The organism is Enterococcus sp. JNUCC 77, assembly GCF_054819945.1.
Genome location: NZ_JBTHIG010000001.1, coordinates 1,965,533 through 1,991,674 on the forward strand (window position 1 = coordinate 1,965,533; position 26,142 = coordinate 1,991,674).

23 protein-coding genes and 1 other annotated feature are annotated in these 26,142 nt (G+C 36.3%); of the genes, 6 read left to right on the top strand and 17 right to left on the bottom strand.

Annotated features, from left to right (window positions below):
* Positions 1–10: 10 nt before the first annotated feature.
* The 3 genes from ACVWNY_RS09625 to ACVWNY_RS09635 form a co-directional block, all read right to left on the bottom strand.
* Positions 11–2,113: an ArnT family glycosyltransferase gene (locus ACVWNY_RS09625; RefSeq protein ID WP_246601525.1), complete on the bottom strand. Its 2,103-nt coding sequence runs from the start codon at positions 2,111–2,113 to the stop codon at positions 11–13.
* 3 nt (positions 2,114–2,116) lie between these two features.
* Complete coding sequence (locus ACVWNY_RS09630) at positions 2,117–2,509, bottom strand: GtrA family protein (RefSeq protein ID WP_246601526.1); 393 nt, start codon at positions 2,507–2,509, stop codon at positions 2,117–2,119.
* Positions 2,510–2,709: 200 nt separating this feature from the next.
* Positions 2,710–3,687 (bottom strand): NAD-dependent epimerase/dehydratase family protein, encoded by a 978-nt coding sequence (locus ACVWNY_RS09635; protein ID WP_218326861.1) that lies wholly within the window; start codon positions 3,685–3,687, stop codon positions 2,710–2,712.
* A 112-nt stretch (positions 3,688–3,799) separates the two neighbouring features.
* Here ACVWNY_RS09635 and ACVWNY_RS09640 point away from each other — a divergent pair, with 112 nt between their 5' ends.
* Both ACVWNY_RS09640 and ACVWNY_RS09645 read left to right on the top strand, forming a co-directional pair.
* Positions 3,800–4,951 carry an AraC family transcriptional regulator gene (locus tag ACVWNY_RS09640; RefSeq protein ID WP_454071300.1) on the top strand — a complete coding sequence of 384 codons (1,152 nt, stop codon included), beginning with the start codon at positions 3,800–3,802 and terminating at the stop codon, positions 4,949–4,951.
* Positions 4,944–5,657 (top strand): AraC family ligand binding domain-containing protein, encoded by a 714-nt coding sequence (locus tag ACVWNY_RS09645; RefSeq protein WP_218326863.1) that lies wholly within the window; start codon positions 4,944–4,946, stop codon positions 5,655–5,657. The genes ACVWNY_RS09640 and ACVWNY_RS09645 overlap by 8 nt, the downstream gene beginning before the upstream one ends.
* Positions 5,658–5,816: 159 nt before the next feature.
* On the opposite strand, the gene ACVWNY_RS09650 is transcribed toward ACVWNY_RS09645, so the two are convergent.
* The 3 genes from ACVWNY_RS09650 to ACVWNY_RS09660 all read right to left on the bottom strand — a co-directional run bounded on the left by ACVWNY_RS09650 (position 5,817) and on the right by ACVWNY_RS09660 (position 7,871).
* On the bottom strand, positions 5,817–6,548 hold the full coding sequence (locus ACVWNY_RS09650; protein WP_218326864.1) for a class I SAM-dependent methyltransferase: 732 nt from the start codon (positions 6,546–6,548) through the stop codon (positions 5,817–5,819).
* A 114-nt stretch (positions 6,549–6,662) separates the two neighbouring features.
* Positions 6,663–7,622, bottom strand: a complete 960-nt coding sequence (locus ACVWNY_RS09655; protein WP_246601527.1) for an alpha/beta hydrolase — start codon at positions 7,620–7,622, stop codon at positions 6,663–6,665.
* Positions 7,623–7,715: 93 nt separating this feature from the next.
* On the bottom strand, positions 7,716–7,871 hold the full coding sequence (locus ACVWNY_RS09660) for a hypothetical protein (protein WP_218326865.1): 156 nt from the start codon (positions 7,869–7,871) through the stop codon (positions 7,716–7,718).
* 254 nt (positions 7,872–8,125) lie between these two features.
* Here ACVWNY_RS09660 and ACVWNY_RS09665 point away from each other — a divergent pair, with 254 nt between their 5' ends.
* Together ACVWNY_RS09665 and ACVWNY_RS09670 are read left to right on the top strand one after the other, a co-directional pair.
* Positions 8,126–8,752 (top strand): isochorismatase family protein, encoded by a 627-nt coding sequence (locus tag ACVWNY_RS09665; RefSeq protein ID WP_218326866.1) that lies wholly within the window; start codon positions 8,126–8,128, stop codon positions 8,750–8,752.
* A 207-nt stretch (positions 8,753–8,959) separates the two neighbouring features.
* Positions 8,960–9,442: a Dps family protein gene (locus tag ACVWNY_RS09670; RefSeq protein WP_218326867.1), complete on the top strand. Its 483-nt coding sequence runs from the start codon at positions 8,960–8,962 to the stop codon at positions 9,440–9,442.
* A gap of 37 nt (positions 9,443–9,479) precedes the next feature.
* On the opposite strand, the gene ACVWNY_RS09675 is transcribed toward ACVWNY_RS09670, so the two are convergent.
* The 6 genes from ACVWNY_RS09675 to gnd all read right to left on the bottom strand — a co-directional run bounded on the left by ACVWNY_RS09675 (position 9,480) and on the right by gnd (position 16,959).
* Positions 9,480–10,370, bottom strand: coding sequence for a homoserine O-succinyltransferase (locus tag ACVWNY_RS09675; RefSeq protein ID WP_218326868.1), 891 nt, complete (start codon positions 10,368–10,370; stop codon positions 9,480–9,482).
* A 4-nt stretch (positions 10,371–10,374) separates the two neighbouring features.
* On the bottom strand, positions 10,375–11,646 hold the full coding sequence (locus tag ACVWNY_RS09680) for an O-acetylhomoserine aminocarboxypropyltransferase/cysteine synthase family protein (protein WP_218326869.1): 1,272 nt from the start codon (positions 11,644–11,646) through the stop codon (positions 10,375–10,377).
* A 25-nt stretch (positions 11,647–11,671) separates the two neighbouring features.
* Positions 11,672–12,778: a 5-methyltetrahydropteroyltriglutamate--homocysteine S-methyltransferase gene (locus ACVWNY_RS09685; RefSeq protein ID WP_454071301.1), complete on the bottom strand. Its 1,107-nt coding sequence runs from the start codon at positions 12,776–12,778 to the stop codon at positions 11,672–11,674.
* A 66-nt stretch (positions 12,779–12,844) separates the two neighbouring features.
* Positions 12,845–13,098 (bottom strand) — a binding site (T-box leader).
* Between the two features lie 63 nt (positions 13,099–13,161).
* Positions 13,162–14,514 carry a gluconate:H+ symporter gene (locus ACVWNY_RS09690; RefSeq protein ID WP_218326871.1) on the bottom strand — a complete coding sequence of 451 codons (1,353 nt, stop codon included), beginning with the start codon at positions 14,512–14,514 and terminating at the stop codon, positions 13,162–13,164.
* Positions 14,515–14,526: 12 nt separating this feature from the next.
* Positions 14,527–16,056, bottom strand: coding sequence for a gluconokinase (gene gntK, locus ACVWNY_RS09695; RefSeq protein WP_454071302.1), 1,530 nt, complete (start codon positions 16,054–16,056; stop codon positions 14,527–14,529).
* Between the two features lie 12 nt (positions 16,057–16,068).
* Positions 16,069–16,959, bottom strand: coding sequence for a phosphogluconate dehydrogenase (NAD(+)-dependent, decarboxylating) (gnd, locus tag ACVWNY_RS09700; RefSeq protein WP_218326873.1), 891 nt, complete (start codon positions 16,957–16,959; stop codon positions 16,069–16,071).
* 139 nt (positions 16,960–17,098) lie between these two features.
* Between gnd and ACVWNY_RS09705 the strand changes: the two genes are divergently transcribed.
* On the top strand, positions 17,099–17,944 hold the full coding sequence (locus tag ACVWNY_RS09705) for a MurR/RpiR family transcriptional regulator (RefSeq protein WP_454071303.1): 846 nt from the start codon (positions 17,099–17,101) through the stop codon (positions 17,942–17,944).
* Between the two features lie 198 nt (positions 17,945–18,142).
* Positions 18,143–18,898, top strand: a complete 756-nt coding sequence (locus ACVWNY_RS09710) for a helix-turn-helix domain-containing protein (protein ID WP_218326875.1) — start codon at positions 18,143–18,145, stop codon at positions 18,896–18,898.
* 30 nt (positions 18,899–18,928) lie between these two features.
* On the opposite strand, the gene ACVWNY_RS09715 is transcribed toward ACVWNY_RS09710, so the two are convergent.
* The 5 genes from ACVWNY_RS09715 to ACVWNY_RS09735 form a co-directional block, all read right to left on the bottom strand.
* Positions 18,929–20,281: an MFS transporter gene (locus ACVWNY_RS09715; RefSeq protein WP_218326876.1), complete on the bottom strand. Its 1,353-nt coding sequence runs from the start codon at positions 20,279–20,281 to the stop codon at positions 18,929–18,931.
* A 15-nt stretch (positions 20,282–20,296) separates the two neighbouring features.
* Positions 20,297–21,874, bottom strand: coding sequence for an alpha-L-rhamnosidase-related protein (locus ACVWNY_RS09720; protein WP_218326877.1), 1,578 nt, complete (start codon positions 21,872–21,874; stop codon positions 20,297–20,299).
* Between the two features lie 17 nt (positions 21,875–21,891).
* A complete protein-coding gene (locus ACVWNY_RS09725; protein WP_218326878.1) occupies positions 21,892–23,211 on the bottom strand; it encodes an MFS transporter in 1,320 nt (439 codons plus the stop codon).
* Between the two features lie 172 nt (positions 23,212–23,383).
* Complete coding sequence (locus ACVWNY_RS09730) at positions 23,384–24,358, bottom strand: AraC family transcriptional regulator (RefSeq protein WP_218326879.1); 975 nt, start codon at positions 24,356–24,358, stop codon at positions 23,384–23,386.
* Complete coding sequence (locus ACVWNY_RS09735) at positions 24,359–26,128, bottom strand: glycoside hydrolase family 13 protein (RefSeq protein ID WP_218326880.1); 1,770 nt, start codon at positions 26,126–26,128, stop codon at positions 24,359–24,361. It abuts the gene before it with no gap.
* Positions 26,129–26,142: the final 14 nt, after the last annotated feature.

The window sequence follows — 26,142 nt, forward strand, 5'->3', positions numbered from 1 at the left end:
CTTTCCCTCCTTAATTAACTGAATCTGCTGATAATTGGTACAGGGTACCGCTATCCATACCACCGCCCATACCGGCACCTTGCATTAATCCAATTTGATTAGATTGAATCGTTCCTTCTGTTGAATCACTGGCGTTTTCAGGCTGTGAATTTGTCTCTTCTGTTGTAGTTTGTCCACCATATTCACTGGCGTCCACTTCGGTACCATTTTCTGCCACCCATTCTGCAATATCAGACGTGCTATTTTTATTGCCACTAGCATAGAAATACTTAATCTTTCCTGCTTTAACTAATTGCTTGAATTGTTTTAGCGTAATCGCTGGATCAGTTCCATTGTATCCACCGATCGCCATCACTGCCTTACCAGAAGCAATAATATAAGGTGAAGCTGAATTAGAATCAGTTGTTGCAAATAAATATTCAGCTGATCCTTGATTTTCTTCTAAGTAAGCCAATAATTGTTCATTGACCGATTCAGAACCTAGACCTCCAGTTGCGCCACCTTGACTGAGTAATTCCGGTCCAGTTGTTGGAATTGCTGCCGACTGATGCGCTAATGTCGGTGTCAAAGACCAAAATGCTGGTGCAATAAATAAAACTGTTAATAAGCCATAAATTATTTTTTTACTGTGGACTTTCAATTTTGAGATAAACAATAAGCCAATCAAAATAATCGTTGCTGCAACTACTAAACCAGCTGCTAATAAACTGTAAGAAGCTAGGAAATATGCCTGCAAACCAGCCGTACTTAATCCAGCAATTCCCACAATAATTTTTTTGCCACCAGATAAATCTTTTTTAAATAAACTAGCAATGCCAATACCAACACCAGCAGCAATTGGTGGTGCTAACATAATTAAATAATAAGGATGGAAAAAGGAAGCAATACTGAAAAAGCTGCCAACCGCTACTAACCAAACACCCCAAAACATAATATGGGCTTGTTTTTTAGTAAGACGATACCATTTTTTCTTATTTCTAAAATAGAAAAAGGAAGCAACCAAACTGATTAATGCTAATGGTAACAGCCAACTAACTTGTGGCCCTAATTCAGATTGGAATAAGCGTAAAGGTCCTGCACTCCCGATATTAAAAGCACCGCCTCCACCACCTGTTCCTCCAGGTCCGCCACCTTGTCTTTCTCCATCAAAACCATCTCCTTGAGAGGTTTCCATAGAAGTATTATTGCTGGGCATTTGATTGGCATTGCCACCATCAGTAGGGGGTGTCATTCCTTGCTCACTGTTATTTCCACTAGGCGGTTGCATTTGTCCATCTTGGGTATTATTTTCCCCACTGTTTCCCATGCCGGGAAAAGTACCACCCGTTCCAGTTGACTGACCTAAAAGTCTTTCTGTCCCGTTATATCCAAAGGCTAACTCTAATAAAGAATTGGTTTGTGAACTGCCAATATAAGGACGGTCACTTGCTGATACATGATCAACATAGACTGGGTAAGCTAAAGTAAAGACAGCTAAAAATATCGTAGCTACAGCGGAATGAACAATTTTTTTCTTCCAACTGACTGACGAAGCAAAGAAATAAAATAAGTAAAGCGCTGGTAAGATCATAAATGCTTGTAACATTTTTACGTTAAAAGCCACACCTATCAATGCAAAGCCAATCCATAAATATCTCTGTTTCTTTACTTCAACTGCTTTAAATACGTAACGAACAGCTAGTAACATGAAAAAAACTAAAGTAGCGTCCATATTGTTGGTTCGTGAATTCGCTACAACAATCGGCGTTAAGGTCATGGTTAAAGCCGCTATTCTTCCGGCAAGCACACCAAATCTTGGTTTTACTAAGCGATACATTAAGTAGACCGACCCAACACCAAATAAAACCGACGGTAAAACCACACTCCAGCCGTGAACACCAAAAATTTTGGCTGAAATAGCCATAAACCATAAAGCTACCGGTGGTTTATCCACTGTAATAAATCCAGCAGCATCAAAAGCCCCATAGAAAAAATTGTGCCAGCTTTGAACCATACTAGTGACTGCGGCAGTATAATATGAATTGGCTGAACCAGCATCCCAAATTCCCCAAGCATATAAAAATAAAGCTAGTATTAAAATAATTGCTAAATAAATATCTATTTTTCTTTTCATTAATCATCGACTCCTCTTAAATACCCAAAACTTGCTAAATAAAAAATTAATTGGCAGAGTAAAGGCCACTGTAAATATTGGTGCTGTTAGTTGAGACAATTGGAAACTAGTAGTCCACACATAAGTTAATCCCATGCTTAATAGCAATGTCGCTCCATACAATAAATAATACTTCCAATAGGTATTTTTTGCTGTCGAGGTACTTTTAAAAACTTTTTTCTGATTTAAAATAAAACCAATGACTGATGTTACAAGATAACCAAAGGCAATTGCCAACGTTGCCGGAATAATTAAAATCAGGCACCAATAAATTATCCAGGTTAAAACTGTATTCAAAAATCCAACTAAACTAAATTGAATAAATTGCCGTTGATTTGGTTGAAGTGGTAATTGCATCAACTCACATCCCTTCTCTGTCTTTCATTATCAATTACTAGCTTAACTCAAACTTAAAACAGCTATTTTGTCCTTTTTTTTATTTTTAAGATTATTAAATTATTTACCTCTGTGAAGATTGTTTGAGGAAAAAATCTAAACATGAAAAAAAGAGGAAGAAACTTCGATAAAAAAGTTTCTTCCTCTTTAAAATAAATAATCTATTCAGCAGCCACACATTTTGCTAAAGTTTCTTTGATTGATGCTAGAACATCATGCTCTTTGATACCTAATAGTGGCATTGTATCGTTCGGATTTAAATATAAATCTTCCATTTGTAATTTTAAGCTGACTGCCATGTGAATACCATGTTCTACTCCTTCAGCATCTGCCTGACGATCAATTTCTTCATAAGCAGGTCCTAATTCTTGATAAGAAAGGACAGGAACTTGAGTAGTTTCTGTTTGACCTAATGCTTCAACAATCATTTGATAGAAGGTTTGATATTTCATATTTAAAGCTGAGATCGCATAAGTCCCACGATGCTTGCCATTTTCTAATGCACCAACTGCTGCTTCTGCAACTTGTTCAACAGTTACCATTGCTGTCCCGCCAAGAGCTGCTGGAAAAACTGGTTGATTTTTCGCTTGGTCAACAAACATTTTCCAAAGAGGCATCCGTCCTGGCATTGTGCCGAAAATATATGGCAGACGTAATGAGCTAACAGTCATTTCACCTTCGCCTTCAGCAAAAGCAACCTGTTCTTGTAACAAACGTGTATTAGGATAAGCCTGATCCCGCAGATGAAATTCCGGCAAACGTTCAGCAAATTCAGCAAAATAAGAGTTAAAGACCACAAACTTTTTAACACCAGCAAGTTTTGCTAGTCGAGCCAATCGCTGTGTTGGTAGCACATTGGCTTCATAGAAAAATTTCATCGCTGGTTTTTCTGGTGTTACCCGTTCATCAGCACCTGCAGCATAAATGAATCCTTCGCAGTCAGACAATAATTGAATAATGTCTTGGTCATTTAGTTCGTTGATATTTCCTAAAGTATATTCAACCTCTTTAGGCAATAGATCATCCGTTGGTAGTGGTGGCAACGCGATGGTTTTCACTTGATAACCGCGTCGCAGTAATTCCTTCGTTGTGTAATAACCTAAAAAGCCGGTACCGCCTAAAATAAAAACTTTTGACATTATAAACCACTCCTTTTGTATATTTTTTCACATATCTTTATTTATAGTATAATAAAATCGATTAACAAAAACTGTTCAAAAAAAAGCTATCCACTAACTTAGGAGTGTTTTTATGGTTAATTATTTTTCACAGCATTTTGATCCCAGCCAATTATCCATTACTTTAGAAACTTGGCGAGAAGATCAAAACAATTATTTTACCGATGAAGTTGAACTTTTATTGGTGATTGAAGGTTCCTTTACTATTTCTATTAATGATGAGCCTTTTCAAATACATGCAGGCTGTCTTTTACAATTAATGCCTTACCACGTCCGTAACATTCAATTACTCAGTTCAACAGTTACTGTCTATCGAATTTATTTTTCCTTAGGTCTATTTTTATTAACTGCTACAAATAAAGAAAATTACTTAGCTGTTTTAAAAAAATTACAGCACAACGTTCCCTATATTCAATTGTCCAGTACGCAGCAACAGCATATAAAACTCTTACTAGAAAGCCATATCGCTGACGCCCAATCTGAAGATTCCACTTTACGCTTATTAAATCTCTCTCTGGTTTCCTATATTAGTCACTTATTCACCAGTCAGCCCACTGAGAAAATGCCTGACTTTCAACTTACTTGGCAGTTGATTCAATATCTTCAATTTTTCCATCAAGAATCATTAACACCTGAAAAAGTTGCTCAAGAGTTTTCGATTTCTCCAGAGAAAGTAAAAGCCAGCATTAAGAAATTGACTAGCTTTACTTTTGGACAAATTTTAAACCAAGTTCGAATCAGAAACGCCAGTGGATTACTGCAATTTTCTGATTTATCGATTAATCAAATTGCTAAAATTTGTGGTTATCAAAATGAAGCCAATTTTTATAAACAATTCAAACTGGTTCAGCAAATGACACCTCAGGCTTATCGCAGTCAGCTCAATCACAAAAATCAATCAATTGATTCTTTAGATGCTTGGGAAATTGTCAGTTATATGTTAGAAAACTGTCAGCATCCTTTATTGTTGAAGGACTTAGTTGCTGCAACCAATTATTCAAAGGAAAAAATCAATCAAACATTACAAAAATATTTTGGCTTATCTTTTAAGGCTTTATTGACAATTTTTCGTTTACAAATGGCCCATACTTTATTGATTTCTTTAGACTTATCAGCGGAAAAAATTGGTGAACTCGTGGGTTTTGTCGATTATCATACCTTTGCTCGAAATTATCAAAGCTATTATCATGAGTCACCAGCACAAAGGAGGCATCTTAATGACTGAGCATTTTCCATATACAAGTCTTGATTATTTAAGAAAGGATTTCTCTAGTGACAGACTAGTTTTACGAAAATATTCTATGAATCAATCTAGTGACTACCTGATCCAAAAGGATTTCATTTTTTATTTTATGATTGATGGTTCAGCCAAATTTCAGTTTGGTCAACACTATGTTGAGTTGGAGAAAGGAAACTTAATCGCGGTTTTACCTAATCAAGCTCATCGCTTTATCGTAAATCAGCAAGAAAATTTACTATACTACCAAATGCGTTTTCCTTTACGGTTATTATTGGTTGCTTCAACAGAAGGACATACTTTCTTTGATGACTTAAAGCATTTGGACCAACCGTTACCGATTACTCAAATTCCCGCACAAAATCAGGTCTTGTTAATGTTTTATTGTCAAGAATTACAACATGCTAATCCTACAAATAATCAAAATCTGGTTATTGCTTTGCTAACTTACTGTGTTTATCTTTATGACAGGAACCAAAAAAATGCGCAAACTATTCAAAAAAATAAGACCTTAGCTGGTTTAGTTCTTAATTACTTACAACAAAACTATTCCAAAAAACCATCAGTAGTTCAGGTTAGTCAAGCTTTAGGAATAAGCTCTGTTGAGGTCCAGCGGATAATCAAAGAAAATACTGGTCTGAGTTTTTCCCGCTTTTCAAACAATTTACGAAGCAATAATGGATACAATGCTTAATTTTAAGTTGGCAGGTGGTTTTCATGCTGATATTCAAATTTTGTATAATCAACTATCTATTAAACATTGAGAAAAAAATTAAACCAGATATTCAATATATTTTTATAAGACAACAAATCAAAAAGCCTGTCACAAAACTAATTTGTAACAGGCTCGACTTTAAATTTGATTTTTACTTCTAACGATTAACATCATCGGACGACGGAGTTCATCTTTCATTCCCGGTAAATCTAATAAATCTTCAGCCGGTGTCGGTTCTACAATGCGTTCAATCATAAAACCATTTTGCAATAAGCCATCCAGATAAGTTGTTAGGGTTTTATGATATTTCACCACTTGACTATTTAAGAAATGGGCTTTACGTTCACCTTCATAAAAATAATTATCTACTGGAAAATGCAAAATTTCTCCATTTTCATTATAGTACCAATCTTGACTACCTGCAGCCGTAAAAATCGGATGCTCTACAGAAAAAACAAAAATACCATCTGGTTTCAAATAATGGTGGACTTTCTTCGCAATACCTGCAAAATCAGGCAAATAATGAAAAGCTAATGAGCTCATGACAATATCAAAACTATTTTCTGGAAAATCAACTGTCGCAATATCCGCTTGTTGATAAGTGACTTGCTGGAAATGATTTTTTTCTCGTGCCACAGTAATCATTTTTTCTGATAAATCCACACCGTGAACCTTTTTAGCGCCATGTTCTGCGGCATAAATACAGTGCCAACCATAGCCACAACCTAGATCCAAAACTGACTTATCTTGAAAATTCGGCAATAATTTTTCTAATGTCTGCCACTCACCTGCACCCGCTAACCCTTTTTTACTGCGATCCATCTGACTATACTGTTTAAAAAATTCTTCGTTATCGTAAATATTCTTCATTTTAAATTCCTCCATGTAATTTTTATTTACCTAAACTACACGGAGAACATCCCTTTTATGAGCGATCATTTCACCAGCTCCAATCTTTTTTATACGTTAAGCTTAACACATTCATCAGTCAAGATTCTTCATATCTGTATTTTCAGTTAAAAACTCTTTTACTGTCTCCCAGTATACAGAACCAGCCGTTACTCCTGCCTTTGCATGTTGTGCGCCTTCAACAGTCAATACTCTTTTGGCAGTGGGCGTTGCCAAATAATTTTCTTGCATCATTTCAAAAGGAACGAAACGATCTTCAGTCCCATGAATAAATAAAACTGGCAGGCGTGTTTTTGCTAATTGTTTCGTTGAACTAGCCTCTCTTAGCCACCAACCTTGATGAAAATAATTAATGATTGAAACTGTTGGAATCAGTGGAAAGGCTGGCAGATTGAATAACTGTTTTAATTGATAGGCCAATTCTTCAGCAACCGAAGAATAACCGCAGTCTTCAATTACGGCCACGACTTGCTTCGGTAACTTTTCACCAGCAGTCATCATAGCAGTAGCGCCCCCCATCGAGACGCCATACAAAATAATTTCAGCATCGGTATCTTGACTAAGAATAAAATCAATCCATTGCTTGATATCTTCTCTTTCCGGCCAACCAAAACCAATGTATTTTCCATCACTTTCCCCATGGGCCCGCGCATCTGGCAATAATAAATTAAACCCTAAAGCTTGAAAAAAGGGCGCCTTGTCAAACATTTCCTGATGTTGACTGTCAAACCCATGAATCAAAATAGCCCAATGATTTGATAAAGACTCTGTAAAATATTGGAAACCAACTAATTTTAGACCATCATGACTGGTGATATAAACTTTTTTTTCGATAGTCTCATTTAACCAATTTTCTTTAGTATTTTGTAAGTTTTTTTCTGCTTCATCATCAGCTGTAGGAATCACATTGTGTTCGGCTGACATGGCTTGGCTACGATTAGTTGTATTTACAAAAGCAATTTTAAATAGCTTATAGGCAACTAAAAAGTCCGCGATGATGAATAACAGAATAATTCCAACGATAATTTTTAACATGTTATGGTACTCCTTTTTTAAGCGCTTTCTATTTTGTTGATTATAACCTAAAAAATATCCCTCAATTGAATATACTGAGGGATACAAATGTTTTTAAAATAGATGTAACCAGCCGACTCGAATACTTGATAATGCCGATGCCATGACACCTTTGCCAGCTTTCCGTTCTTTATAAAAAGTTTTTTCGCCATCTTTAAACAAAAAACCAATAAAGCCTAGCAGTAGCAAAATAATTAGTGCTTCTTTCATGATTGATACCCCTTGTCTTGTTAAAACATTGCAAAACCATTTTGACATATTTTTTAGTCGAGAACAACCCACGGAACGAATTTTTAATTTTCACTTTATTATTATATAAATAGAAAATATTTAATTAGCATACAATTTACTCGTCAATTTAAAGATAAAAAGAGTTTTGTTAAAAATATAAGTTGGTAAAACTAATTGTTTCTCTATTTATTTTTTTAGGCGTACAATTCATTTCAAGAAAAGGAGTGTTTATTATGACAAGTTATGCAAAAAGAATTGAAGATCAATTAATGTCCCCAGATGATATGGTTTTAGCTGTTATCGACTATCAACCAACGCAAGTAAATTCAATCAACTCCATGAACAATTCTCAATTGGTTAAAAATGCCGAAGTCGTGATTGAATTAGCGAATACCTATAATATTCCTATTGTTTTATCAACAGTTAACGTAAAAACTGGTCGCAATCAAGATACTGTCCCTGTTTTGAAAAAAATGATTGGTGAAGATGTACCATCTTATGATCGAACTTCCATTAACGCTTGGGAAGACAAAGAATTTAATGAAGCAATTAAAGCAACTGGCCGCAAAAAAATAATTATTTTAGCTTTATGGACAGAAGCTTGTTTAACTTTCCCAACGTTAGATGCTTTAAGAGAAGGTTATGAAGTTTTCCCAGTTGTTGACGCTGTTGGTGGTACTTCTCCTTTAGCCCATGAAACTGCTCTACGTCGTGTCGAACAAGCTGGTGCGCAATTAACTTCAATCGCGCAATTGGCCTGTGAATTACAACGGGATTGGAATCGTTCAGAAACTGTTCCTGGTTTTGTAAAAGCTTTGGTTGATTCAGGAGCTTTCCCTCAAACTGAAAGTGCTAATTAATGAGTTGATTCTTTTTAAAGAGAAAGTCTAAATATACTTTTTAGACTTTTTTTCTAAAAAGGGACAGCCGCAAGAAGAAAAATAAATATCCACTCCTATTTTCATTTTCAATTAATGATTATCTTTCTCATTTAAGGCGTTTAATTTCAACTATTCTGCTGAATATGGTTTAATATTAATTGTAATAGTTATAAGGAGGAATTCAATATGAAGTATGAAAAAACAAAAGAAGTATTAAATCAATTAGTTGCTGACTTGAGTCAATTTTCTGTCGTGATTCACCAAACCCATTGGTATATGCGTGGACCTGAGTTTTTGACTTTGCACCCATTAATGGATGACTATATGGATGAAATTAACGACCAACTTGATGTCATTTCTGAACGTTTAATTACCTTAGATGGTGCTCCTTACTCAACCTTAAAAGAATTCGCTGAAAACACTGGTATTCCCGATGAAAAAGGTACTTTCAGTCGCACAATTCCTGAAAGAATGGAAATTTTAGTTAAAGGCTATCGTTATTTAGCTGACCTTTATCAAAAAGGTATCGAAATTTCTGGTGATGAAGGCGACGATTCAACCCAAGATATCTTCATCGCTAACAAAACCGATATTGAAAAGAAAGTTTGGATGATTCAAGCTAAACTTGGTAAAGCACCAGAATTAGATCCTGAATATGTAACCCATTAAAACAGCAAAAAACTGGAGATTTTTATCTCCAGTTTTTTTATACCCATTCATAAGGTGTGCGTTGATAGACTTCATTGACCCAATTATGATAAAACAAACAAGCTTCCGAGCGCCAAGAATTTTTTATTTCATTTCCTGTTTGATAATAATTCACTGGCGCTCTAGTAGCCAAACCTTTTGCTTTATCCCGCAAATATTCTTGTTCTAAAGTGTCGGTATCATATTCCAAATGACCTAACACAAAAACATTTTTACGGTCTTCTGAAACCAGAATCAACGGTCCTAATTCTGGGTGATTGGCCACAATTTTTAATGGTTGTTCTGCAATTTGTGTAGCATTTACACCGGTATACCGGGATTGCGGACTAAAAAAGCAGTCACTAAACCCACGAATCAAACGGTCATCTTCTTGAATTTGATTTTCAAAAATTCCGAAAACTTTTTCCTGATAATTAGTTTTCTCCACTTGGTAATGGTGATACAATCCCGCCTGCGCACCCCAGCAAATATGCAAATTACTAGTAACATGACTCTGGCTCCACGCCATGATTTCTTCTAACTCCTGCCAATAATCCACCGCTTCAAAAGGCAGTTTTTCCACTGGTGCACCAGTAATAATCAAGCCGTCATAATAATTTTCTTTCATTTCTGGAAAAGTTAGATAAAAAGTTTCCAAATAACTGGCACTAATATTTTTTGCTTGATGGGAGGCCATCTGAACAAAGTCTACTTCAATTTGCAATGGACTTTGAGAAATTAATCGGAGTAATTGTAATTCAGTTTCGATTTTTTTTGGCATCAGATTCACAATCGCAAATTTTAAAGGGCGGATGTCCTGTTTGCTTGCCCGCTCCTTGTCCATCGTAAAAATACCTTCGGCGGCCAACATTTTTTTGACGGGCAAACCAGCTAAAATTTTCACTGGCATCGCCTTAAATCCCTTGCAATGCTTGGTCTAGATCAGCAATCAAATCAGCAATATTTTCTAAACCAATCGACAGCCTAATCGTTTCTGGTTTAATGCCGGCTTCGACTAATTGTTCTTCATTTAATTGTGAATGAGTGGTTGAAGCTGGATGAATGATCAAGGATTTTGCATCGCCAACATTGGCTAATAAAGAGAATAACTTGGTTTGATTAATCAATTTTTTCCCAGCATCGCTACCACCCGATACGCCAAAAGTAAAGATAGCGCTAGCACCTTTAGGAAAGTATTTTTGTCCTAGGTCATAATATTTACTACTTTTCAGCCCTGGATAATTGACCCAATCCACTTTCGGATGATTTTCTAGATACTCCGCAACCTTCTGCGCATTTTCCACATGACGTTCTAAACGTAATGATAAGGTCTCAAGTCCTAATAAAATCACCCAAGAATTAAATGGAGAGGCCGCCGCTCCAGTATCTCGCAGTAAAATTGTTCTTGCTCGTGTAATAAACGCCGCTTTACCAGCTGCTTCCACCCAAGAAATCCCGTGATAGCTTTGATCAGGCTCAACTAAACGAGGAAATTTACCATTGGTCCAATCAAAATTCCCGGAATCAATAATAGCACCACCAAGAGCCGCCCCATGTCCACCAATATATTTTGTAGTCGAATACACGACAATATCGGCACCAAATTCAAACGGTTTAAATAAATAGGCTGTCGCAAAAGTATTATCAACAATCACAGGAATTCCTGCGGCATGGGCAATTTCAGCAATTTTATCTAGTTCAACAATCGTAATATCTGGATTTCCTAATGATTCCACAAAGATAGCTTTAGTATTCTCTTTAATCGCTTCTGCAAAATTTTGTGGATCATCTGAATCAACAAAGGTCGTTTCAATCCCAAATTCAGGCAACGTATGTGCAAATAAATTATATGTGCCACCATAAATACTCGCTGCTGAAACAATATGATCGCCTGCTACAGCGAGATTTTGTATCGCATAAGTAATCGCCGCCGAACCAGAGGCCGTAACTAACGCTCCTACGCCACCTTCCAATAATGCTAATCGTTGTTCCAATACATCATTGGTTGGATTTGTAATTCGGGTATAAATATTACCGGCATCGGTTAAAGCAAAACGAGCTGCCGCTTGATCAGCATCTTCAAAAACATAGGATGTTGTTTGATAAATGGGTACTGCCCGACTTCCTGTGTCCGCATCAACCGTTTGTCCGCCATGTAACTGAATCGTTTCAAATTTATCTGTCATTGTCCATTCCTCCTTTTTTAAATCTTTAGCCCCAAATTTCCTCAGTAATTTCTTTAACCAGTTGCAATTTCTTCCATTGATCTTCTTCAGTTAAAATATTGCCTTCTTCTGTCGAAGCAAAACCACATTGAGGGCTTAAACTAATACGGTCTAATGAAACATATTGGCTAGCTTCTTTAATTCGATCAATAATCGTCTGTTTATCTTCTAATTGACCATTTTTACTAGTAATTAGTCCTAAAACAACTTTCTTATCTGCTGGTAAATTGCGTAACGGTGCAAAATCTCCTGAGCGATCATCATCATATTCTAAAAAGAAAGCATCAGCATTTTCTTGACCGAATAAAGTTTCACCAACTGCTTCGTAACCACCAGAAGCTGCCCAAGTCGAATGATAATTTCCACGACAGACATGAGTTGTAATGCTTAAATCTTCTGGTAAATCGACAATCGCGTCATTATTTAAGCGAACATACAATTTTTTCAAGCCCTCTAAATCAAAACCTTCTGCATATTTAGTTTTCGAATAATTTTCGTCAGCAATCATTCCCCAGGTGCAATCATCTAACTTAATTTGGCGAGCACCTAATTCATATAGATGAAGAATGGTTTCACGATAAGCTTTGGCAATATCTTGATATAAATCTTCTTCCTCGTCATAAAATTCAGCGATTTTATCGGCATTATCACCTCGAACCAATTCTGAATGAAGCTGTGCTGGTGCTGGAATACTGTGACGGATTTTTTCAGCCGGTACCAATTCCGTTAGAAAAGAAAATTCTTCAAAAACTGGATGTTCAGGATTAAAAGCAATCTTCCCATCTAAGCGAGCAGAATCGGCCCGTGTTTCTTCTCCTTGAAATAAATAGCCTTGGTCTCTCACATTATGCTCAACACCATTTAAACCCCAGAAAAAATCTAGGTGCCAATAGCTTCGGCGGAACTCGCCATCACTGAAAACATTTAAATCTGCTGCTTTTTGTTTTTCAACTAATTTTTTTATTTCAGTATTTTCCACTTCAGTCAATTCATTTTGCGTAATCTCTTTTGCTTCAAATGCTGCTCGCGCTTCTTTTAATACTTCCGGTCTTAAAAAACTTCCCACGATTTCATAACGATTTACTTTACACATAATAATTTCCTCCATTTCGATAACTAAATTCGAGGTAAAAAAAATCCTCAGAAGAGTATAAACTCTCCTAAGGATGTATGGACTACATGGTACCACCTTATTTTTATAAAAGCATCTGCTTTTACCTCTGCTCCAATACGACACAATCTGTGTGATAATGGGATTCTTGTAACGGGAATATCCGTGTACCTCTAAAAATTTTTTTCGAAGTACCCGCTCAAAAGCCATTTTCAAATCTGTTTTCTTTCATCTCTTTTCAGCTTCCGAGACTCTCTGTTAGAAATTCCACATGATTTTACTTTCTTTTTCTCTGCGTTTAGTTATCTATATTTAATTTTTTATAATCATAAACTTTAAAATATTGATTGTCAACTATAAATTTATTAAACAAATATATTTAAGATCAATGCACCGACTAACCCAACTACGGCGATCAATGTTTCTACTACTGACCATGTTAAGACCGTTTCTTTGATTGACAAGTCAAAATATTCTTTAAACATCCAAAAACCTGCATCATTCACATGGGAGAAAAAGACACTGCCGGCACCTGTCGCAATAACCATCAAAGCTGGATCAGTTCCGGTCGCTGCCATCAACGGTGCAGCCAAGCCTGCGGCTGTCAATGCAGCAACTGTCGCCGAGCCTAAGGCTAAGCGTAAAACAACAGCGATTAGCCAAGCTAAAATTAATGGCGACAAACTGCTGCCGGCAAATAAATTAGCTACATAATCACCAACACCACCTTCAATTAAAACTTGCTTGAAGGCACCACCGCCACCAATAATTAATAACATCATCGCAATTTGTTTAACCGCTTGTTCCATCGAACCCATCAATGTATTCATAGGAATCTTTCGTCTAATTCCCATCGTGTAGATTGCCACTAATAAAGAAATCAGCATCGCAACTCCCGGTGAACCAATAAAATTAATTATACTGTCTAACATACTTGGATGAGTGGGCGTTTTTCCGCCATGTAAAATCATATTATATAAAGTTGATACGGCCATTAAAATAACCGGAAATAAAGAGGTCACCGTACTTGCTAAAAAGCTAGGTGTTTCTTCTAGTTTGAATTCTTTAAAATCACCAACGGCTGATAAATTTCCTGATTGTTTAAACGCCGAAGAAACTATTCTTTGGGCAAATTTAGTATACAAAGGGCCCGCTATCAAAACTGTAGGCACTGCTAAAATTAATCCGTAGAGTAAAACCATCCCAATATTGGCACCATAAATCCCCGCAATCGCTGTTGGTGCTGGATGTGGTGGTAAAAAACCATGGGTCACAGACAAAGCCGCCACCATCGATAGTCCTAAATACATCATAGATAAGCCCAATTCAGCTGCAATAGCAAAAATAATTGGTAATAATAAAACTAAACCAACTTCAAAAAATAAAGCGATACCAATAATGAACGACGCCAAGACAACCGCAATTTGAATTTTCTTACGACCAAATTTTTCGATTAAAGTATTTGCAATTCGAAAAGCGCCACCAGCGTCAGCTACTAAACGTCCTAACATGGCACCAAAACCAAAAACTAGTGCTAGATGACCTAGTTGAGAGCCAATTCCTTCTTCAATCGCAGCTGGTATTTCCCCCAAAGGCATTCCTAATAAAATGGCGACGATAAAAGAGACAATCACAAGAGAAACAAATGTATTCAATTTTACTTTTGCAATTAAGAAAAGTAGAATGGCCACACCAATGACTACAATGAATAATTCCATAATTAATTCCTCCTAATGTGTTCGCTGATAATCAGCAATGGCTTTATACTCACCACTTAACTGACGACTTAAGCGAATAAAGATTGGCAATAAATCACGATAAGCTGTGTAATTTTTTTCATTTGGATGATGAGCATTAGTTACACCAATCATCTCTTTTACCACAGTTAGATCTTTCGCCATATCAAGTGAAACCATTCCTAAAACTGCAGCACCTAGGCAAGAGCTTTCGAAACTTTCTGGAATTGTCACATCAGTCTCAAAAATATCAGCCAGCATCTGGCGCCATAAAGCTGATCTGGCAAAACCGCCTGTTGCTTGAATTGATTTTGGTGAACCAGAAACTTCTTCTAGTGCTAATAAAACAGTATATAAATTAAAAACAATGCCTTCTAAAGCTGCCCGCAGCATGTGTGCTCTTGTATGATTACGATTTAAACCAAAATAAGTTCCTCGTGCATTTGCATCCCATAAAGGTGCCCGTTCTCCACCTAAATAAGGTAAGAAAATCAACCCATCTGAGCCAGCTGGAATTGTACTGGCCATCTCAGTTAAAATATCATAGCTATCAATTTTCATTTGGGCAGCAGTTTCTTTTTCTGGTGCAAATAATTGATCCCGTACCCAGCGGAAAACAATCCCACCATTATTGACTGGACCACCCAAAACATATTTACCCTCACTTAACACGTAACAAAATAGTCGACCTTTTGGATCTGTTACAGGCTGATCAACCACTGTTCTGATAGCGCCACTAGTACCAATTGTTAACGCCAAGACCCCTTCATCGACCGCATTCACGCCTAAATTTGATAACACGCCATCGCTGGCACCAATCACAAATTTAATATCTTCTGGCAAACCCATTACTTCAGCATAAGATTTTTTAATGCCTTGGAATTGATAATCAGTGGCAACTACTTCAGGTAATAAATCCACCGTAATACCTACTGTCTCTAAAGCTAGATTGTCCCAAGTTAAATCAAAAATATTAAACAAACCAGTTGCAGAAGCGATACTTTGATCCATTTTTAATTCACCAAAGAATTTATATAATACATATTCCTTAATACCAATGAAATAACGAGCTTGATTAAAAAGTTCTGGCTTTTCAGTTTTTAACCAAATTAACTTAGATAATGGTGCCATTGGATGAATCGGCGTACCAGTTTTTTCATAAATTTTTTGACCTAAGCCATTTGTTTTGAGTTCTTCACTATATTTTGCCGCTCTATTATCCGCCCAAGTTATTGAACGTGTGATAGGTTCCATCTCTTGGTTTAATAAAATCAAGCTATGCATCGCTGAAGAAAATGATACGCCGCGAATATTCTTGGCTGCAACATCAGATTTACGCACGACTTGTGTTATCGCATCGACCACCGCTTCAAAAATTTCTTCGACATCTTGTTCAGCCATGTCCGGCTCATCTTGATACAATGGGTAACCAACATTGGCATACTCTAAAACATTGCCTTTTTGATCGTATAAGACTGCTTTGGTACTAGTTGTTCCAATATCCGCTCCAATAATATATTCCATCTGCTATTCTCCTTATTTATTGACTGTGTGTCCGCCAAAACCATTTCGCAATGATGCCACAACTTTTCCAGTAAAAGTATCTTCTTCCAATGAACGATAACGCATTTGTAAAGCTAACGTAGTCACAGGCATCGGTACTTGACGTTCTAAACTTTCTTCAACCGTCCATTTCCCTTCGCCAGAAGAATACATGGTTCCTTTCAATTGATCCAAATGAGGGTCAGCGACAAAAGCTTCTTCAGCTAATTCCATTAACCAACTGCGAATAACTGACCCATTATTCCAAACTTTTGCGACGGCTTGATTATCATAATTAAAAGGACTGTGCTCCAATAAATCAAAGCCTTCACCAATTGCTTGCATCATGCCATATTCAATCCCATTATGAACCATTTTCAAATAATGACCGCTGCCCGCTTCACCAGTATAAAGATAGCCATTTTCCTCAGCAATTGCCTTAAAAATTGGTTCGATCATTGAAAAAGTTTCACGATCACCACCAATCATGAAATTCCCACCATTTCTTGCACCATTCATACCGCCTGAAGTACCTACATCAAAAAAGTGAATCCCTTTTTCTTTTAACTCTTGATAGTGTCGAATCGACTCTCCATAATGAGAATTACCGCCGTCAATGACAATATCACCAGCAGATAAAATGTTACCTAATGCTTTAACCGTTTCATCAGTGGGAGCACCAGCTGGCACCATCGACCAAACAATTCTGGGAGAATCTAAACGAGTAAATTCCTTTAGTGAACCGATTCCCTTACCACCTATTTTTTCAGCTTCATCTACCAATGCTGAATTTAAATCAAAAACCGTTACTGCAATTTCGTGCGCCAATAAATTATTTACTAAATTCAAACCCATTTTTCCTAAACCAATCATGCCAATTTCCATTATTAAAAAACCTCCGTTTTGTTTACGGTTTCATTTTATGATATTTTTTTACATTTTACAACCTATAAGTTGTAAATAATTTACAAAAACGGTTTCAATTGTGCTACAATAAATTTGAAATTATTAAGGAGAACAATTTATGGCAAAAGATATTCGACAAGTTATCAATAGTTTTTCCCAAGATTTAAGTCCCACTGAAAAAAAAATAGCTGATTATTTATTGGATCAACGTGATTCAGCTGCCCAGTTAACCATTAAAGAATTAAGTCAAACAATTCAAGTTTCCACAGCGACACTCTCCCGTTTTGCTAAACGTTTAGGCTATCAATCTTTTCAAGAACTAAAAATCGCTTTGAATATTCCATCAGAAACAAACGCTGATGAATTCTTTAGTGACTTAAACCAAAACGATGACTTATTAACCTTAGCTCAAAAGGTTTTTGCAGCAAATATTGCTTCTCTAAAGGATACAGCAAATTTCTTAGATGAAACTACTTTAGAAACAGCCATAAATTTATTAACCAAGGCCAATAAGACAGGTTTCTTCGGCATTGGCGGTTCACAGATAATTGCTCTAGATGCTTACCATAAATTTATGCGAACAAACTTGGAAGCGGAATGTCAAAGTGATTATCACTTACAATTAATGTTAGCGACCAAATTAACCAAGGAAGATTGTGCGGTGGTTATTTCCCATACTGGACGAAACCAAGAAATTTTGCGACTGTGTAAAATTTTGCAAGAAAATCAAGTGCCGATCATTTGTTTAACGAGTTATGCCGGATCACCTTTAGCTAAAGTTTCTGAAGTTGCTTTGATTGCTTTGGCTGAAGAAACAGCTTATCGTTCAGAAGCGATGTCAGCGATACAATCTCAATTTACTTTAATCGATACTTTATTTATGCTCTATTCAGTATCTAATGGTGCCGAAAATAATCTGGCTCGTAAACGCATCCGACAAACTATTAAAAAAACACGCATCTAATTTTCTCCCACTAAAATTTTAGTCGGATTTTTTTGAGACTAGACGTTGGTTTCAAAAATTGCGATAATAAGACTAGATTTAAAAAGCCTATTAAACCAGCATGATACGATATGTGTCATAGTTTTTTTACCTATGATACAAATCCCAGCTACCTTTTTTTTCGGTCAAACTTAATAATAAAACTAGGAGGTGATATCAGTGAATATCGGTGAAAAAATAAAACAACAACGCTTGCAAAAAGAATGGACGCAAGAGCACTTAGCTGAACTTTTAAACGTCTCACGCTCAGCTGTTTCCAGTTGGGAAGTTGGTCGTAATTATCCCGACTTGGTGACGATTGTAGCCATCAGCGATTTATTTGGTATCTCTCTTGACCAATTATTAAGGGAGGACAAGGAGATGGCGAAGAATGTCTCGAAGAAAATCAAGATGAACAAGGTTTACAAAATTATTTTAGGGGTACTGACGTTTTTAATCGTAGTGTATGTGGGTTTGAATTTGAAGTTGCGGGTAGATGAGAATCGATATAAAGAAAATTTAGTCAGTAATAATTGGAGCGCGGTCGTTGATGGTCAAACAGCAAGATGGATTCCACAATATGAATTAAAAGAAAATGGTCTGTACTTTTGGACCCAAGTTTTCCCAATCAGTACATTTACTCTCCCAAGTTCTTATACTAATTTAGATATCATCGTCCGTAACGATACTAAACATTTAGTAGCTCAGATTAATAATGATAAAGATATCGAATTAACCATCGCAAAAGACAACGACACTTCCGCTAAGTATTCCGGTAAAGTTATTGTTGATAAGGATTTAAATGTACTAGAAATTAATGGCAGCTATAGTCAAGCAAAGCAAAAATATTTAAAAGCTTACGTGAAAGAACATCAAACGGATTATAAAAACATTCTTACTCAAGGAATTACCAAACGTAACCAAATCATAGAATAAGCCGTTGAGAAAGATCTCAACGGCTTTTCTTTATTCTCTTGCTTTTAATTCGGCTTTGATTTGTGGATACATCTTATCTAGGTTGTAAAATAGCATGGTTACAACTGACAGCACAATTAAAACCAATGGTAAATACCCATACATTAATTGAATGGCAAAAATAGCTTTGCCACTTTGACTGGCACCACCTGGCTGGTAATTCCCCCAAGCTAGTAACATACCAGCAATCCCACCTGAAATCGCTTGCGCAACTTTTCCTAAAAAACCATTAATGGCTGATAACGAACCTGAAACATTCACGCCTGTTTTCCACTCACCATAATCGACTGGATCTGCCTGCATAGAAAAATAAATACTTTCTTTCATGCCATAACCCACCGCTGAAATGGCCGCACCAACTAAAATAAAAGGATGGTTTGCTTGGGCAAATAAAATAAACACAATCCCTAGGCCTTGAATAATAGCAGAAATCACATACAGGTTTCTTTTACCTAAGCGTCTCGCTAGACTTGGAACTAAAAAGTTTGCCACCATCGGTACCACTGACATAATGGTTGCCACCGTAACCGATAGTGCTTGGCTCCCCACCACTACCGTATAATAATAAACTAACGCAGCTGTCTGCATGAAAAAGCCAGTCCACATAAATAAAATATTGACAGCAAAAATTTTCCATGGACGGTTTTGTGCTAAAGAACTCGCTACTTTTTTCAATGAAACACTGGTACTTTTAGTTGGTAACTCTCTAGTATTAAAAAAGGTAAAGAAGAATAACAAGCAACTAATCAAACCAAAGATAATCATTAAAATTTTAAAACCGGTTTGCTGATTACCTTTACCAAAATAATTTACCAGACTTAAGGCGGTGGCACTGACAACCGTTGCGCCTAAAAAAGCAAAGAACTTTCGTGTCGTAGACAAGGCCGTTCGTTCATCGGTGTCGTTGGTTAGACTAGGCAAAATTGAAGCCATTGGCACATTCACAATCGTGTAAGAAAGAGATAGGCCAAAATAAGTGATGTAAGCATAAATTAATTTTCCATTATTAGAAAAGCCGGGTACATTAAAACACAGATAAGCAAACAGAGCAAAAGGAATCGCGCCAAATAAAAAATATGGTCGCGATTTCCCCCATCTGGTATGGGTATGATCAATTAAATAGCCTACCAACAAATCAGTAACGCCGTCGAAAAAACGAGTAAGTAAAAACATTAGACTGACTGATGCAGCGTTCAAAGCCATAATATCTGTGTAAAAAAATAGTAAGTACAAAGAAATCATCTGCCAAATTAAATTACAAGCAAAATCTGAAACACCATAACCAATTCTTTGACGCCATTTTGAGATGGGCTTTTCTACCTTCCTCATGTTTGCTGATTCCATGTTTCTTCCTCTTTTCTAAAGGTATTTCTTGATTAAATATGCTGGTGTACAACTCCATGCATGGCAATAACTACTCATAATCGGACTACCATACGGTGAAAAATCTGGTTCTTCTGGTTTAAATGCTTCCCAGAAAGTATCTGCACCTAGATCAATCATTTTGCCCCAGTAATTTTTCATTAGTATGATTGCTTCTTCCTTTAAACCGGCTAAAAATAATGCTTCCACCACATGATGGTACATATAAGGTGTAGCAATCCCAGTGATTGGGAATTGAGTGGCTACGGTGGTTGTCATAATTTCACTATTTTTTTCTTGATCAAAAACTTCCGCTAAAACCATCCAGACTTGACTAGCAACATTTATTTCATGATTTTTCTCAACAATAAATTGTTGCTCTTTTGTATCAAAAAGAACTTCTCGAGAGAAATGAATCATGTCTGCTAAAACTCTTTCATAAGTTTCAATTGCTGTTTCTTCCATCACTTTAGCGATAATAATAAAGCGACGTAAGGCATAAATCATCGTTCCTTGACCAGCAGTGTCTTTTTCAAATTCATTAGACCAATCAATAAATGCTGGCCATTCCTCTAAAAGATTTAGCCTTCCTTCGTCATCGACTAATTTCATCGCTAAATCCATCTGTTTTTTTGCCATCGGATATAAATCTTTTAAAACTTCTAAATCTTTAGTTTCATAATAATAATCAGCTAGAATTGCGGCGAAAAAGATACTATATTCAAATAAGAATGTGTCATCAGGAATTAATTCTGGTGCTGTAAACACATTAGCCGGAACTTTTCCTTCTTCTGTTGTCATCCCCCCGAATAGATACAAGCAACGTTTTGTTAAAGCTAAATCACCAAAAGTTGCATAGTTGGCTAAAGCTTGCAGACGCAAATCACCAATCCATAGGCGACGGTCACGCTTTGGTCCATCTTCAAAAACAGTTTGCATACAATCTAAAAGTGTTTTAACTGACACATTGTAAATATCTTTTAGTTCTGGATCATCAATCTCATAGGGTGCTAATTGATTCATGGAAACACTACTTTCAGCAGTAAATACCGGTTGAGAAAAACTAGCTTTCCATTTTGGTGAAGTATCGATCACTTTTAATTCGATATAACGACAGCTATAACGGCGTGGCAAACTTAAAGTAGCTGGCAAAACATCTAAGTGAATGTATTCTTCTTGAATCCAAGACTTTGACAGCCAACCATCGTAATCACTAGATTTTGCAGCGATTTCGGCAGGAACTTCAGCAAATTTTAACTGTAAATATAAAGGTGCATCCATTGGTGAACCCACCGAGTTAATGGCCAACGTAAAATGGCCAACGTAATGATCACCTAAGTCTAAGACGATACTTTCGTCTCGTCCTAGAGTATAATCTGCTAATTTCGTAATATTTTTGTCACTAATTTTTGCAACGTATCCATTCGCACCCTTTTGATCTGCTACTACATCCGCAATTGCCACCGGAACGACAGTTGTTTCAATAATTTCCGGTAGATTTTCTTCTGCTTTTTTTAGTAATTTTTCATCATGATTCCAATTTACGTCGTCATTGATTTGAAATGTAAAAGCCATGTGATCTCCTCCAATTTTTAAGCTACTTGTTTACCAACAGTCATATCTGTCGTATCATCATTAATTTTGTGTTTCTTTTGTAAATGCATCATAATCACCCCTGCAATAGTTGCAATTAGTACAATCCCCGCAAAACCAAACATTGAAGTTTGAATTCTACCTGGTGCCACTAAGTAAGGAGTTACAAAGGCAAACAAGCCACAACACATCCGTGAAAAACCATTAATAAACCCTTGCAATGAAGCTCGTGCCTCAGAAGGAAAAGATTCTTGCGTCCAAACTTTATAAATAGCTTCGCCAGCCAAAGGATTACCAAAATTATAAAAAGCAATGGTGATTGCTAAAGCAATAAATCCTGCGCCACCACCGATTAAAGCCATACCCATCATAGCTGCAAATTGAACAAAGGCACCGATGAAGAAAGCTTTGTTACGATATTTTCCACCGGCAACAGAAGTAAAAGCAATCGTCGTTGCTAAAGAAACAAGATTTAAAACAATCCCTAATCCAGTTGCTTGCGTTTGAGAAGCACCAGCATTAGTTAAAGCATAAGTTTGGAACTGTCCCCAAGTGTTTGCTAGTAAATTCCAGCATACATAGAAAATTAAAATAGCCGCAAAGAAACCAAGATATTTATTTTTGTTTTGACCAAATAAAATTGTTTTAAAAGAAACATCGCTGCTTGTACCTGTCGCTTGTTTTTTAGCTGCTTGACGAGCTGTACCTGCTTCGTGGAATTTTCTAAATTTAGGAGAAAGTAGTCGCCATAACCAAGCAAAAACTGAGAATGCAAATAAAATTGCAAAAACTATTCTAGCACCTAAGACTCCGGAAATACCTGATAATAAAAACGAACAAATATAAGAAATAAATACCCCGACCTGCCAAAAAATTTGGGTTGATGAAACTAACTGCGCTGAAGTTCGTTCATCAGGTGCATCATGAGAAACAACAGTTAAACTAATAGGTAAGTCTGCACCTGAGGCAAAACCCATCACGATGACACCAACTAATAACATCGGAAAACTATTTGCCAAAAGACAGATAGCTGCACCAATGGCATAAAATAAGTTCAACCAATTAAATGAACGAATCAAACCGAAGATTTTGGAAATTTGTCCAGTAAACAATGAACCAAAGGCAATCGCAAAAGTTAACCCCCCAGAAATTAAACCAACTTGCCCCGTTGTTAAATTTAAACCTTGTTGCCAGACAGGAATTGTGGCAGACAAACCAACAATACATCCTGAACCTAACATTGAACCGATACCGGCTGCTGTTGCTAGTGGTGAATATTCTTTCACCAAAGCTGAATTTGAATTATTTTCTTTACTCACTATAAACACTCCTTTATAAGTTAAACGCTTTCCGTTTTTCTATATTTGTATTGTAAGCGCCTTTACAAAAAGGCAACATAGCAAAAAAACAGAATTTAATTATCCAATTCACAGATTAACAACAAAAAAAGCAAGAGAAATTTCTCTGACTTTGTTGTTTACAATTATTTTTTCATTTTTTCAAAATACTTTCACGTAACTCTTTTGGCGTCAAATCACTAAATTTTGCAAATAGTTTATACAAGGAAGGAACTGTCTCAAAGCCAATCTCATAAGAAATCTCTTCAAAATTTTTATCCGTTTCCTCCATCAATTCTAACGCTGCCTTATAGCGCAAAGAATTAATCAAACCTTGGAAGGAGCGTCCAGTTTCCTTTTTTAATTTGTTACTTAAATAATTTGAATTATAACCAAACTGGCTAGCTAAAGAATCCAGTGTCAATGTTTTATAATTACTATCGATGTATTGCAAAATGTTAATCAACTCTTGATTTCCCTGAGATTGCTGTCGATTTTCCTTTTCTAAGTCTCGCGTCAGTTCAATCAACAATAAAGACAAGATTAAATTAATCCCACGCATATAATAGTTTTCTTTATTATAGTACTCCAAAACCATTTTATGTAATAACTGTTGAACATCTTGGTTATCACCGCAATGAAAGTGGATAAAATTATTGTGATTACTTCCAGAACGAGAAGCATTTAATAAAAACTCGTTAACAAGGCCGTTGGACTTTACCATATTCGCCACCACATCAGTTGTGATAGATTCTTCTCTTAACAAGATATTGATAAGAATATCATTTTTTGCTAAGGGATCAATTCGCTGAATGGTTTCTCGATCAAGTAAAATCAACTCACCTTCTTGGAGAAATATTTCTTTATCATCAACATATTGGGTACAACTTCCGGAAAACATATAATTAAATTCCACAAATTCATGGGTATGGGCCGGCATCTCTGAATAACGATGATGTTTATTAATAAAAATATTCCCTTCTCTAAAAAAATGTTCTCCCGGCATTTTAGGGACATCGACTTGGTCAAAGGGTAAATTTTGATCATTGATGTTATGACCATCCAGTTTTTGTGCTACTTCAATCGCATTATCTTCAAATAAAAATGCTCTTAGCTGTTGGAAGTTCATTTAACTCTCCTTTTGATAAATGACAAACCCTTTTGCCGCAATTGATAAACAATCTTTTGATTTCTTCGTCAGCTGCTGTAATAATACCTCACCTGAAAATTGATGTGTCAATTCATTTTCACCTGTATTGAAAACTGCTTGCAGCTCCACTCCTGCAAACTCTCGTACTAATATCAGCTCACCTGATACTTTATCAATTTTTTCCCATACTATACTACCTTCACTCAATAAAGTTGCATATTTTTTTCTAAAAATAATCAGCTCTTTAAAAAAAGCCAACATCGCGAAATCTTGCTTTTCTTTTTCCCAAACCATACATTTGCGGCAATCAGGGTCCATTTCTCCTGTCATAGCAATTTCGTCACCATAATACAGACAAGGCGAACCAGTTTGTAAATAAGTAAATGCTTCGGCTTGGCGCATTAAAGCTTTATCACCATTGGCAACTGTTAAAATTCTTGGTGTATCATGGCTATCCAAAACGTTCATCATCATTTGACTCGTCTGTTTACGATACATGGTCAATTGCCGATTAAGTTTGCTGACCATCTGCGTCAAAGAAATTTTTTTATCTAAAAAATAGCCAATGATTGCATCTGTGAAAGCATAATTCATCACTCCGGTGAATTCATCTCCCTGCAACCAGCTTTGGGCGCTATGCCAGATTTCGCCTAATAAATAAAAATCTGGATTCAAATTAAAACAAACCTCATGAAATTTTTTCCACAAATGATGATCCACTTCATTGGCGACATCTAAACGCCAAGCATCAATTTCAAATTCTTTGATCCAATAACTTGCTACTTCTAAAATAAAATCTTGGACTTCAGGATTAGCCGTATTTAATTTTGACATATGGGGAGTAAATGCAAAGGTGTCATAATTTTTCTCACTAGCAAATTCAAAATCATTGGTTTCTGTATAGCTCACTGGAAAGGAATCAATCATGAACCAATCTTTATAGCGAGAATGCTCGCCATTTTTAACAACATCTTGCCATTGTGGGGATTGATCCCCCAAATGATTAAAAACGGCATCTAACATCACACGAATCCCACGTTGATGACAAGCAGCTACCAATTCTTTAAAAGTTTCCGTATCACCAAAGGCAGGATCAATCTGAAAATAATCAATCGTATCATATTTGTGATTAGAATGGGCCGTAAAAATTGGGCAAAAATAAATCCCATTAATTCCTAAATCTACTAAATAATCCAAATGATCAGTCACGCCTTGCAAATCGCCACCATAAAAATCAGTACGATCAGGATGTTCTTTACTTCCCCATTTTAAGGTTCCTACAGGATCATTCTGTAAGTCACCATTGGCAAAACGTTCAGGAAAGATTTGGTACCAAACAGTTTCTTTTACCCAGTCAGGTGCTTTAAAGCGATCAATTTCCTGAAAATAAGGCATCCGAAAATACATATTGCCTTCTAACAAGTATTTTTCCTCCACCGAAAAAATCCCTTGATCGTTATACAGAATTTCCGAACCATCAATGCCTTTAACAAGAAATCCATAACTTAGTCGCTTATAAGGAGCAGTCACTTCAATTTGCCAAAAATCATGGCTCTCGGTGCTTAACCATTTATCTAGGGAAATACTTTTTTTAAACCATCTCTTCGTTTCTAATTCATAGGGATCACCATGTAATAAACAAACCTCAGCAACATCTTTGCCGGTTTGTAGCCGAATATGCATCAGATTTTTTTTATATAAGTAAGCAAACTCACTCTCTGGTCGATGATAAATTGCAGCTTGGTTCATAAATAACCTCCTTA

Coding starts and splice junctions, on each gene's coding strand:
- ACVWNY_RS09625 (WP_246601525.1), bottom strand. CDS start 2,113: ATGAAAAGAAAAATAGATATTTATTTAGCAATTATTTTAATACTAGCT.
- ACVWNY_RS09630 (WP_246601526.1), bottom strand. CDS start 2,509: ATGCAATTACCACTTCAACCAAATCAACGGCAATTTATTCAATTTAGT.
- ACVWNY_RS09635 (WP_218326861.1), bottom strand. CDS start 3,687: ATGTCAAAAGTTTTTATTTTAGGCGGTACCGGCTTTTTAGGTTATTAC.
- ACVWNY_RS09640 (WP_454071300.1), top strand. CDS start 3,800: ATGGTTAATTATTTTTCACAGCATTTTGATCCCAGCCAATTATCCATT.
- ACVWNY_RS09645 (WP_218326863.1), top strand. CDS start 4,944: ATGACTGAGCATTTTCCATATACAAGTCTTGATTATTTAAGAAAGGAT.
- ACVWNY_RS09650 (WP_218326864.1), bottom strand. CDS start 6,548: ATGAAGAATATTTACGATAACGAAGAATTTTTTAAACAGTATAGTCAG.
- ACVWNY_RS09655 (WP_246601527.1), bottom strand. CDS start 7,622: ATGTTAAAAATTATCGTTGGAATTATTCTGTTATTCATCATCGCGGAC.
- ACVWNY_RS09660 (WP_218326865.1), bottom strand. CDS start 7,871: ATGAAAGAAGCACTAATTATTTTGCTACTGCTAGGCTTTATTGGTTTT.
- ACVWNY_RS09665 (WP_218326866.1), top strand. CDS start 8,126: ATGACAAGTTATGCAAAAAGAATTGAAGATCAATTAATGTCCCCAGAT.
- ACVWNY_RS09670 (WP_218326867.1), top strand. CDS start 8,960: ATGAAGTATGAAAAAACAAAAGAAGTATTAAATCAATTAGTTGCTGAC.
- ACVWNY_RS09675 (WP_218326868.1), bottom strand. CDS start 10,370: ATGCCAGTGAAAATTTTAGCTGGTTTGCCCGTCAAAAAAATGTTGGCC.
- ACVWNY_RS09680 (WP_218326869.1), bottom strand. CDS start 11,646: ATGACAGATAAATTTGAAACGATTCAGTTACATGGCGGACAAACGGTT.
- ACVWNY_RS09685 (WP_454071301.1), bottom strand. CDS start 12,778: ATGTGTAAAGTAAATCGTTATGAAATCGTGGGAAGTTTTTTAAGACCG.
- ACVWNY_RS09690 (WP_218326871.1), bottom strand. CDS start 14,514: ATGGAATTATTCATTGTAGTCATTGGTGTGGCCATTCTACTTTTCTTA.
- gntK (WP_454071302.1), bottom strand. CDS start 16,056: ATGGAATATATTATTGGAGCGGATATTGGAACAACTAGTACCAAAGCA.
- gnd (WP_218326873.1), bottom strand. CDS start 16,959: ATGGAAATTGGCATGATTGGTTTAGGAAAAATGGGTTTGAATTTAGTA.
- ACVWNY_RS09705 (WP_454071303.1), top strand. CDS start 17,099: ATGGCAAAAGATATTCGACAAGTTATCAATAGTTTTTCCCAAGATTTA.
- ACVWNY_RS09715 (WP_218326876.1), bottom strand. CDS start 20,281: ATGGAATCAGCAAACATGAGGAAGGTAGAAAAGCCCATCTCAAAATGG.
- ACVWNY_RS09720 (WP_218326877.1), bottom strand. CDS start 21,874: ATGGCTTTTACATTTCAAATCAATGACGACGTAAATTGGAATCATGAT.
- ACVWNY_RS09730 (WP_218326879.1), bottom strand. CDS start 24,358: ATGAACTTCCAACAGCTAAGAGCATTTTTATTTGAAGATAATGCGATT.
- ACVWNY_RS09735 (WP_218326880.1), bottom strand. CDS start 26,128: ATGAACCAAGCTGCAATTTATCATCGACCAGAGAGTGAGTTTGCTTAC.